This is a genomic window from Pseudomonas sp. MYb185, from assembly GCF_002979975.1.
Classification (GTDB): Bacteria; Pseudomonadota; Gammaproteobacteria; order Pseudomonadales; family Pseudomonadaceae; genus Halopseudomonas.
The window spans coordinates 96,824-107,837 of the sequence record NZ_PCQD01000012.1 but is presented as its reverse complement, the minus strand read 5'-3'; the positions used below and the strand labels follow the sequence as shown (position 1 = coordinate 107,837).

At 62.3% G+C, this 11,014-nt stretch carries 7 protein-coding genes and 1 pseudogene; 3 read left to right on the top strand and 5 right to left on the bottom strand.

The annotated features are described in order from the left end of the window. The 5 genes and pseudogenes from CQ007_RS16190 to CQ007_RS16170 form a co-directional block, all read right to left on the bottom strand. Nucleotides 1-107, bottom strand: a pseudogene (locus tag CQ007_RS16190) (electron transfer flavoprotein subunit beta/FixA family protein); the annotation flags it as partial. 172 nt (nucleotides 108-279) lie between these two features. Further along, a complete protein-coding gene (locus CQ007_RS16185; RefSeq protein ID WP_105646867.1) occupies nucleotides 280-1,413 on the bottom strand; it encodes an acyl-CoA dehydrogenase family protein in 1,134 nt (377 codons plus the stop codon). Nucleotides 1,414-1,425: 12 nt separating this feature from the next. Beyond that, complete coding sequence (locus CQ007_RS16180) at nucleotides 1,426-2,622, bottom strand: acyl-CoA dehydrogenase family protein (protein ID WP_105646866.1); 1,197 nt, start codon at nucleotides 2,620-2,622, stop codon at nucleotides 1,426-1,428. Between the two features lie 63 nt (nucleotides 2,623-2,685). Beyond that, the gene (locus CQ007_RS16175; RefSeq protein WP_105646865.1) at nucleotides 2,686-4,779 is read right to left on the bottom strand and encodes a 3-hydroxyacyl-CoA dehydrogenase NAD-binding domain-containing protein; all 2,094 of its coding nucleotides are present in this window, start codon (nucleotides 4,777-4,779) and stop codon (nucleotides 2,686-2,688) included. A gap of 134 nt (nucleotides 4,780-4,913) precedes the next feature. After that, complete coding sequence (locus CQ007_RS16170; protein WP_105646864.1) at nucleotides 4,914-5,699, bottom strand: IclR family transcriptional regulator; 786 nt, start codon at nucleotides 5,697-5,699, stop codon at nucleotides 4,914-4,916. A gap of 231 nt (nucleotides 5,700-5,930) precedes the next feature. On the opposite strand from CQ007_RS16170, the gene CQ007_RS16165 reads away from it, so the two are divergent. The 3 genes from CQ007_RS16165 (at nucleotide 5,931) to CQ007_RS16155 (ending at nucleotide 10,979) form a co-directional block, all read left to right on the top strand. Continuing rightward, nucleotides 5,931-7,556, top strand: a complete 1,626-nt coding sequence (locus CQ007_RS16165; protein ID WP_105646863.1) for an AMP-binding protein — start codon at nucleotides 5,931-5,933, stop codon at nucleotides 7,554-7,556. Nucleotides 7,557-7,570: 14 nt separating this feature from the next. Continuing rightward, nucleotides 7,571-8,248: a crotonase/enoyl-CoA hydratase family protein gene (locus tag CQ007_RS16160; protein ID WP_218278899.1), complete on the top strand. Its 678-nt coding sequence runs from the start codon at nucleotides 7,571-7,573 to the stop codon at nucleotides 8,246-8,248. 199 nt (nucleotides 8,249-8,447) lie between these two features. Continuing rightward, nucleotides 8,448-10,979, top strand: coding sequence for a penicillin acylase family protein (locus CQ007_RS16155; RefSeq protein ID WP_158256786.1), 2,532 nt, complete (start codon nucleotides 8,448-8,450; stop codon nucleotides 10,977-10,979). Nucleotides 10,980-11,014: the final 35 nt, after the last annotated feature.

Here is an 11,014-nt window from a genome sequence, read left to right as displayed (position 1 = left end):
TTCATGGACATCTTGACGTTGGCGAGGTCGACACCGCTGTTGTCCGCCTTGACGCGAACCTTGACGTTGTAGTCAACCACGCGCTTTACGGCGACGAGGATTTTCATGGACGTTAGTCCTCCGCAAGTCTGTGAGACGCCCGAGTGGGCGCGTGACATTTAAAAGGGGCCTTAGCATACCGGGCACTTTTCGTGTTCGATAGTACCCGGACACCCGATTTACAATGAATTGGTCGGGAAAACAGGACAAAGACCTGTTTTCCCGACCGGATGCCGTGGCTTAAGCAACAACCAGCTGGTTGGAGTAGGCTTCCAGGTGATGATCGTCATCACCGAACTGGTGGCTGATCATGACCAGGCGCTTGGCGTAGTGGGCACCGTTGTACTCCCAGGTCATGGCGATACCGCCATGCAGCTGGATGCACTGTTCGGCTACATAGCGGGCCGCGCGGTTGACGATGAACTTGGCGGCGGAGAGCTTGGCAGTGCGCTCGTCGCTGTCCTGGTCATCGGCCACACAGGCTGCCAGGATGGCCATCGAGGTGCCGCGCTCCAGCTCGCTGATCATGTCGACCATGCGGTGTTGCAGAACCTGGAACTTGCCGATCGGCACGCCGAACTGCTTGCGGGTCTTCAGGTAGTCCAGGGTCAGGTCGCAGGCGGTGCGCATGGCACCGACCGCCTCGCCGCACAGGGCGGCGATGGCGCGGCCGCTCTGGTAGCGGATCGCGTCGTAGGCATCGCCGGCGCTGCCGAGCAGCTCACCCTTGACGTTGTCGAGGAACAGTTCGCAACCCTTGCGACCGTCCATGGTGGCGTACACGCGGCGGGTAACGCCTTCGGCAGTCGGGTCGATGATGAACAGGCTGATGCCCTGCTGGTCGCGTACATCACCGGCGGTGCGCGCCGATACCAGGATCTTGCCGGCGGTCTGGCCGCCGATCACCACGCCCTTGCGGCCGCTCAGTACCCAGCTGCCAGCTTCCTGCGCGGCAGTGGTCTGCACGTCATGCAGGTTGTAGTGGCTGCTTGGCTCTTCCAGAGCGACACTGGCCTGCAGCTCGCCGCTGGCGATGGCGCCCAGCAGTTCTTCCTTCTGCTGGTCATTGCCCAGCTGGCCGATCAGGCCGCCGGCCAGGACGACCGACTCCATGTAGGGTTCCAGGCAGATGCCGCGGCCCAGTTGCTCCATGATCAGCATGGTTTCCACGCCGCCGCCGCCGAAGCCGCCGAGTTCTTCGGCGAAGGGGATGGCGGTCAGGCCCAGTTCACCCAGCTGTTGCCAGAACTCGGTGCTGAAGCCGGCGTCGCTGGCGCTGAACTCAAGGTGCTTTTCAAAGGTGTAAACGTCGCGTACCAGGCGGGCCGCGGTGTCCTGGAGCATCTGCTGCTCTTCGGTCAATTTGAAGTCCATGGTCGGCGCTCCTTAGAGTTCGAGAATCATTTTCGAGACGATATTCTTCTGGATCTCGTTGGATCCGCCGAAGATCGACAGTTTGCGCATATTGAAATAGGTCGAGGCCGGAGCAGCGGCATAGTCGTCGACGAGGAACTCGCCGTCATAGTCCAGCTCCAGCTCTTCCGGCAGGAAGGGCAGGGCATACGGACCCAGTGCCTTGCGCGTCAGGTGGGTGATGGCCTGACGGATCTCGGTACCCTGTACCTTCAGGATCGAGCTTTCCGAACCGGGTACACCACCTTCGGAGGCGGCGGCGACGATGCGCAGGGTGCTCACCTCGGCAGCCATCAGCGACATTTCCACTTCAGCGATCTGCGCGCGGAACAGGGTGTCTTCCAGCAGCGACTTGCCATTCTTCTGCTGCTTGGCGGCGATTTTCTTCAGGTGGCTCAGTGCCGCCTTGGAGGAACCAATACCAGCCAGGCCGGTACGCTCGTGAGTCAGCAGGTACTTGGCGCAGGTCCAGCCCTTGTTCTCTTCACCAACCAGGTTTTCCACCGGTACGCGCACGTCGTCGAAGAACACTTCGTTGACTTCATGATCGCCGTCCAGGGTGATGATCGGACGCACGGTGATGCCGGGGGTGGCCATGTCGATCAGCAGGAAGGAGATGCCGCGCTGCTGCTGGGCTTCCGGATCGGTGCGCACCAGGCAGAAGATCCAGTTGGCGTGCTGGCCCAGGGTGGTCCAGGTCTTCTGGCCGTTGACGATGTAGTGGTCGCCATCGCGTACCGCACGGGTCTTCAGCGAGGCCAGGTCGGAACCGGCGCCCGGCTCGGAGTAGCCCTGGCACCACCAGTCCTCACCGGACAGGATGCGCGGCAGGTACTGCTGCTTCTGTGCTTCCGTGCCGAACTTGATGATCACCGGGGCGACCATGTTGACGCCGAAGGGAATGGTGCGCGGTGCGCCGGCAGCGGAGCTTTCCTCGTCGAAAATATGTTTTTCGATAGGGCCCCAGGTAGTGCCGCCGTGCTCGACCGGCCAGCCCGGCGCGTACCAGCCCTTGTTCGACAGGATCTGCTGCCAGCGCTCGTGATCAGCCTTGGTCAGGTGCTTGCCGAGTTTGACCTTGGTTGAGATATCGGCCGGCAATTCCTGCTTGAGGAATTCACGCACTTCGTCACGGAAGGCGAGTTGTTCAGCTGTGTAATGGATTTCCATGTTGGGTCCTCGTTGTTATTCAGCTGTCGGTGCCGAGGTAGGGACGGCACCGACAGAAAAGTCTCAGAGATCGGCGAACTTGCGACCTTCTTTGGCCAGTTTCTCCAGCAGCGGAGCCGGTTTCCACCAGGCGCCGAGCTGTTCGTGGAATTCGCAGATGCGGGCATAGACACGATCCAGACCGACTGCATCAGCATAGAACATGGGCCCGCCCTGATGTGCCGGGAAGCCGTAGCCGTTGATGTAGATCACGTCGATATCGCTGGCGCGCTGGGCAATGCCTTCTTCGAGGATCTTCGCCCCCTCGTTGATCAGCGCATAGATGGTGCGTTCGATGATGTATTCATCGGACAGCTGATGCCGCTCGACACCCTGCTCTTTTGAAGCGGCTTCGAGGATGGCCGGCAGTTCCGGGTTCGGCAGCGGGGTACGCGAGCCCTTTTCATAGACATAGAAGCCCTTGCCGGTCTTCTGACCGAGCATGCCAGCCTCGGCCATCTTGTCGAGAATGGTCGGCAGCTTGAACTCGGCGGGCAGGGTCTGACGCTGGCGGGTACGGATCGCCAGGCCGATATCCAGGCCGGACAGGTCGCGCATGGCGAACGGGCCCATGGCCAGGCCGAACTTGCGCAGCACGCCATCGACCTGCTCCGGGGTCGCGCCTTCTTCCAGCAGGAACTCGGATTCGCGACCGTACTGGAACACCATGCGGTTGCCGACGAAGCCGTCGCAGACGCCCACTGGCACGGCGACCTTCTTCAGTTTCTTGCCGATGGCCATGGCGGTGGCCAGCACGTCGTCGCTGGTCTTCTCGCCGCGCACCACTTCCAGCAGACGCATGACGTTGGCCGGGCTGAAGAAATGCAGGCCGACCACGTCCTGCGGACGCTGGGTGAAGGCAGCGATCTGGTTCAGGTCCAGTGATGAGGTGTTGCTGGCAAGGATGGCGCCGGGCTTGCAGTTGGCATCCAGCGCTTCGAAGACCTTCTGCTTGACGCCCATCTCCTCGAACACCGCTTCGACGACCACATCGGCATCGGCCAGATCGGCGTAGTCGGTCACCCCGCTGACCAGGGCCATGCGTTTTTCCAGGGCGGCTTCGGTCAGGCTGCCGCGCTTGACGCTCATGCCGTAGGTATCGCGGGCGCGTTGCAGCGCCTGGTCACGGGCGGCTTCGCTGATTTCCAGAATCTGCACCGGGATGCCGGCGTTGGCAAAGCACATGGCGATACCGACGCCCATGGTGCCACCACCGATTACCGCAGCGGATTTGATGTCGCGCACCGGGGTGTCCTTGGGCAGACCATCGACCTTGGAGGCCAGCCGTTCGGTGAAGAACGCATGCACCAGGGCGGCACGTTGCGGGGAGACCAGACACTCGCCGAACAGCTCGCGCTCGCGCTTCAGGCCTTCGGCCAGCGGCAGAGTAAAGGAGGCTTCGACGGCGGACACGCAGCGCTGCGGCGAGAACAGACCCGGGGTCTTCTTCTCGATCTCGGCGCGCTTGGCCGCGACCAGCGCGGCATTGTCCACGCCTTCCAGCTTGTCGGTGCGCTCACCGGTGCGACGCGGGCCCTTGCCCTCGGCGATCAGCTTCTCGGCAAAGGCCAGTCCGGCAGCCAGCAGCTCGCCGTCGAACAGCTCATCGACCACACCCAGTTGTTGCGCTTCGGCAGCAGCGATAGGGGCGCCGCTGACGATCATGTCCAGGGCTTTCTCGACACCGACCACGCGGGGCAGACGCTGGGTGCCACCGGCACCCGGCAGCAGGCCGAGCTTGACTTCCGGTAGGCCGACCTTGGCGTCCTTGCGGGCGATACGGTAGTGGCAGCTCAGGGCCACTTCCAGGCCACCACCCAGGGCGGTGCCGTGGATCACGGCGATGCTCGGCTTGCTGCCGGCCTCGATACCGTTGACCACGTCAGGCAGGCCCGGCGCTTGCGGCGGCTTGCCGAATTCCTTGATGTCGGCACCGGCAATGAAGGTGTTGCCTTCACAGACCAGAACGATGGCCTTGACCTCAGGGTCAGCCTCGGCTGCATTGAAGCTGTTCTGCAGCCCTTCACGCACGGCCACGCCCAAGGCGTTGACCGGCGGATTGTTGACTCTGACAACGGCAACGGCGCCTTGCCGTTCCAGGGTGACGACGTCCGACATGCTGAATCTCCTGTGAATCAGATCAGTTTCATTGTGCGAAATAATGGAATCACGTTTCGCATAGCAAAATACAAAACTTGGGAAGCATTGTCGATGCCCGTTGCAAAATGGTGCGTCATAACAGGCATTGATGATCAGACGCCGAGGCGTTCGATATCCCGGGCGAGGATCGCCAACTGGTGTGCCAGCTGGTTCTTCACCTTGTCTTCGGATACCAGATAGGTCGGCGCACCGCAGGTCAGGGCCATCAGGGTGCCGTCCTGCAGATGCAGGGCCACGCCGGCGGCATTGACGTTGCGGTCCCAGTCACCCAACGACAGGCAGAAGCCGTATTTTTCGTAGTCGCTGAAGGCCTGTTCCAGCTGCTTTTCCAGCTCCGGCCAGGTATCGGGATTGCGGGCGGCCAGCGAGCTCATCACATGCCGGCGCTCCTCTTCCTTCATCGCGGCCAGATAGGCGCGTCCGGCGGCGGTGGTGGCCAGTGGCAAGCGCACGCCGACATCCATGCGCAGGGAGGTGATTTCGGCGGGGCGGCAGTTTTCCACGTAGATCATCGACAGGCGGTCGCGGCAGGTCAGGCCCACGGAGGTATTGGTGTTGCGCGCGAACTCATCGAGATAGGGCTTGGCCAGCTGGCGCACCCGCAGGTTCGATACATAGGCGTAGCCGAGGGCCAGCACACCCGAGTCCAGTTGGTATTTCTCCAGTTGCGGGGAATAGGAGAGATAGCCGAGCTTGGTCAGGGTGTAGGTCATGCGCGAGACGGTGGGCTTGGGCAGACCGGTTATCCGGGCGATGTCCTGGTTGCCCATCACCACCGCGCCCTGGCTGAAGGCGCGCAGCACATCCAGTCCGCGGGACAGGGCCTCGACGAACTTGCGGTCCTTGGGTGGGGTCTGTTCTGCCTGATCGTGATTCATAGAGCGTGAGTACCTTGGTAAATGCATCCGTAGAGAGCGGTTGTCGTTCCGATTGTTCGATGTCGGTCGGCTATTGTTGTCCGTGACGCTGAACGCTACCAGAGACAGGCGCTCCGCATGGCAATATTGTTTTGATTTGTTCGGATGATTGCACAGCCGCGACGGATAGAATAGCATCTTTTTGGTATCCTATTCCGCACTGCAAAATAATAGTCCAAAAAAGAGGTTCCGATGTCCACTCCCGAATCCTGCATTGTTGCCGGCCAATTGGCTGAACTCGGCCATACCAGCCTGTATGATCTGCTTGAACAGGCCTGTCGTGAGTATGCCGACAAACCGGCATTTTCCTGTGGCGCGGACTCGGTCAGCTTCACGGCGTTACGCAGTCACGCGGACTGCTTTGCCCGCTATCTGCGGCATGAAGCGGGGTTGCAGCCCGGTGATCGGCTGGCCATCCAGTTGCCCAACCTGCTGCAATATGTAGTCGCCATCTTCGGCGCGCTCAAGGCCGGTCTGGTCATCGTCAACACCAACCCGCAATACACTGCGCCGGAAACCCGCCACCAGTTCGCCGACTCCGGTGCCAGGGCGGTGGTGGTGCTCGACAAGCTGGTACCCCTGGTACGCAGCATCCAGCCGCAGACGCAGATCGAGCGCCTGATCGTCACCAGCCTGGACGACTGGCGACAGCCGCAGGAGCAGGGCGATGCCGCCGACGAGACCCGTTTCATGGCAGCGCTGGCCATCGGCAGGACACTGCCGGAGATCGAAACCGGGCGTGGGCTGGATGACCTGGCCGTGCTGCAATACACTGGCGGCACCACCGGGGTGTCCAAGGGTGCCATGCTGACGCACCGCAACCTGCTGAGCAATGTGCTGCAGGCGGTGAGCATCATCAAGCCCGGCGAGGTGGAGTACGGCAACGAGGTGCGGGTATCGCCGCTGCCGCTGTACCATATCTTCGCCTTCACCGCGAACTGCCTGGCCTCGGTATTCACCGGCTTCAACAGCGTGCTGATCACCAACCCGCGGGACCTGGACGGCATGATCGCCGACATGCAGCGGCACTCCATCACCCTGTTCACCGGCATCAACTCGCTGTTCGTCTCGCTGATGGCCCACCCGCAGTTCGACAGCATCGACTTCAGTCGCCTGAAGTGGGTCAACTCCGGCGGTGCGCCATTGAATCTCTCGGTGGCCCAGCGCTGGTTCGAGCGTACCGGCAGCGTCGTGCGGGAGGGCTTCGGCATGACCGAGACCTCACCCGTGGTGGTCGCGTCCACCGGCAACACTCCTTATAAGGAAGGTTTTATCGGCCAGGCGGTGATCGACACCGAAATGAAGATCGTCGATGACCAGGGCCAGGAGCTGCCTGCCGGCGAGCCGGGTGAGCTGCTGATCCGTGGCCCGCAGGTCATGCAGGGCTACTGGCAGCGTCCCGAAGCCACCGCGGAAACCTTCACCGAGGATGGCTGGCTGAAGACCGGTGACATCGGCGTGATCGACGAGGATGGATTCCTCAAGCTGGTCGATCGCAAGAAGGACATGATCCTGGTGTCCGGCTTCAACGTCTATCCCAATGATGTGGAAGATGCGGTGATGCGTCACCGGGGCATTCGCGAGTGTGTGGCCGTGGGCGTGCCGGACGAGCGCAAGGGCGAGGCGATCAAGCTGTTCGTCAGCCTGCATGATCAGAACCTGACCGAAGCCGACATCATCGCCCATTGCCGGGAACAGTTGACCGGCTACAAGGTGCCGAGCTACATCGAGATCCGCGACGACCTGCCCAAGTCCACCGTCGGCAAGCTGCTGCGTCGGGTGCTGCGTGACGAAGCCAGGGCGCAGGTACAGCCATGAGCGGGGATGCAGCCATGAGCGCTCTGTCGCTGAGGATTGCCGATGGCATTGCCGAAATCGCCCTGGATGATGGCAAGGTCAATGCGCTGTCCGAGCAGATGCTGAATGATCTGCTGGCGGCGATCGCCGAGGCGGCGAGGGCGGATGCCGCCTTGTTGATCTATGGCCGGGCAGGCTGCTTCAGTGGTGGCTATGATCGCAAGCTGATCGCCGCCGGTGGTCCGGCCTGCGACGCCATGCGCGCCGCCGGCGACCGGTTGACCCTGGCATTGCTGGACTATCCGGCACCGGTGGTGATGGCCAGCACCGGACATGCGATGGCCAAGGCGGCTTTCATGTTGCTGCTGGCCGACTACCGCATCGGTGCGGCGGGTGCGTTCAACATCGGCCTGAACGAAGTGGCCATCGGCATGACCATGCCCGATGCCGCCATGCCCCAGGCGCGGGCGGGACTGGCGCCGCAATGGCTCAATCGCTGCGCCCTGCAGGCGCAGATCCTCGATCCGCAGCAGGCGCTGGAGGCTGGCTTCTATGATGAGCTGGTGACCGGTGGCGAACTGCTGGAGCGTGCCCGGGACAAGGCCCGGCAACTGGCGGCACTGGACCGCAAGGCCTACCGGGAAACCCGGCAACTGCTGAATGCGCCGTTGCGCACGGAAGTGGTCGCGGCATTGGCGAACCAGAGCAACTGAGTATGCATGGGGGCGCATATCGGGATTATGCTGCTCCCCTGAATGGGGGATTAACAATTCCGCGAATAATGTGGTAGCCGAGCTTGTGCATGGTGGCGAATCGACAATACTGATTCTGGGCTATATCGCCCGAACAGCCCCACCCGGGTTGCAGTGGCCCGGATGAGGCGGGAAACAACAATAAAAAAGGATGATTCCCATGCAAACCAGGCTGATCAGCGCGCTGGCTGTCGGTTCGTTTCTCCTGACCGGATGTCTCAGTGGTGGCGGAGGCTCTTCGAGCCGGCCATCGACCCCCTCACCCGATGTCACCATTACCTATACCTCCCACGGCGTACCGCATATCCAGGCGTCGGATTACCGTGGGCTCGGCTATGGCGTGGCCCATGCCCATGCCGAAGACAACCTCTGCACCCTGGCCGAACAGATCCTGAAAATGCAGGGTAACAAGTCCCGCTATTTCGGCCCCGGTGAGAATATGGCCAACCTGCTGTCGGATGTGGCCTACAAGGCACTCGACTTCGAGGCGCGGGCCGACGCGCTGTACGACAGAATGTCGGACAATTCGCAGCAACTGATCGAAGGCTACGTCGAGGGCTACAACGCGGCGCTGGGCGCCTATAACAGTCCCCAGGACTATCCTTCCCCGTGCCGGGGCGCCGACTGGGTACAACCGATCACGCCCACCATCCTGGCAGCCTATCACCTGGATCTGGCGACGCTCGCCAGTACCCGCAACTTCCTGGCCGCCATGGCCATTGCCCAGCCGCCGAGCACTGTCGTCATGCAGGGCGAGCAGGCCGATACGCTGCTGGCCCAGCAGCAGCGCCCGCGCCCCTTGCGCAGCGCCTATCCGCTGACCGTCCAGCTGGATGCGGAGAAGGTCCTCACCAACGAAGGCATCGGCAGCAACGGCTGGGCACTGGGCTCGCAGCGGGTCAATGACGCCAACAGCCTGCTGCTGGGCAACCCGCACTTTCCCTGGGATGGCGAGCTGCGTTTCTTCGAGGCGCACCTGAAGATCCCCGGTGAGCTGGAGGTGCATGGCGCCAACATGCTCGGCCTGCCGGTGATCACCATGGGCTTCAACAAGGATATCGGCTGGACCCATACCGTATCCCAGGCCAAGCGCTTCACCCTGTATCAGTTGGCGCTCGATCCGTCCGATCCGCTGCGTTACTACTATGATGGCGAGCTGCTTGATATCGAGTCGAAGACTGTGCTGATCGACGTGCAACTGCCTGACGGCTCGCTCGTTCCCCACTCCCACGAACTGTACTTCAGTCATTACGGGCCGATGGTCGATCTGTCCAGCCTGAGCCCCGCCCTGGGCTGGACCGGCGCGACAGCCATCACCTACCGCGACGTCAATATCGACAACAACCGGGGAATGGACCAGTGGCTGGCGATGGGGCTGGCGACCAGTACCCAGGAGGTGATGGACAGTTTCGCCGCCCACCAGGGGCTGCCCTGGGTCAACACCATGATGATCGACAAGGAAGGCAACGCCTCCTATATCGACGCCTCGGTGACGCCGCTGTTGTCACCGCAGGCCGAGGGTTACTGGCGCTATGCAATGAGTTTGCCGGAGCTGGCCGGCCTGTGGCAGGACGGAGCCGGCCAGATCCTGCTGCCGGGCCATGAGTCGCAGTATGCATGGGTCAGCGACCCTGATGCCGTGGTACCGGGCATAGTGCCGTTCAGCCAGGCGCCCCGCCAGACTCGCACCGACTATGTCTACAACGCCAACAGCAGTCATTGGCTGTCCAACCTGGACGCGCCGCTGGAGAACCACAGCATCATCTACGGGCCGGAAGGAACCGTTCGCAGCCCGCGCACCCGCTACAACGCGCAGATGATCAGCGACCCCTACGCCTTTGGCCTGACCCAGGCCGATCAGCGCTTCGACATGGATTCGCTCAAGGCGGTACTGGACATGAATGGTTCGTTGTTCAGTGGCAGTTTCCGCAACGAGCTGGTCCAGCGTTGCACCCAGCATCCGCAGATCATCGTCGAGGGCCAGGCCCTGGATGTCAGCGAGGCCTGTGGGGTACTCGAGCGCTGGGACGGACTGTACAACCTGGACAGCCGGGGCGCGCACCTGATGCGTGAATACCTGCAGGGCTTCCGGGTGCCCCTGCACCGCGACCTGAGCGACGACCTGTTCGCCGTGCCCTTCGATGCGACTGCGGCGGCCTTCACCCCGGGCGGGTTGACCCAGACCATGGCGCCGGAAGACCTGCTCAAACCGCTGTACGATGCCGCCGAGCGACTCAGGGCCGAAGGGATTGCGCTGGATGCGCCGCTGGGCAGCATCCAATACGTGCTCAAGTCGCCAGAGCACAAGATACCAGTGCATGGCGGGCAATCCTTCGAGGGGCTGTTCAACATGATCAGCCAGGGCTCACGCTCGACCTCCGACCTGGCCACCATCCTGGTCGGTGAGCCGGTGCCCGACAGCGCCAGCCTGTCCCGTCTTGACGAAGGCAACGGCGAGCAAAGTGCCTATCGCATCACCTATGGCTCCAGCTTCGTGCTGGCATTGGCCTATACCGATGAAGGGCCGCAGGCGCAGATGTACCTGAGCTACAGTCAGGCGCATGACCCCGAGTCGGCGTTCTTCGCCGACCAGACCGTGATGTTCAGCCACAAGGAGTGGCGCGACATGGCGCTGACCGAGGCCGATATCGCCGCGGACACGGTGCGTGTCGTCGAGTTGAGTCTGCCGTAGAGCATTTCCGGCCGGCCCTGTTCTGGGCCGGCCGG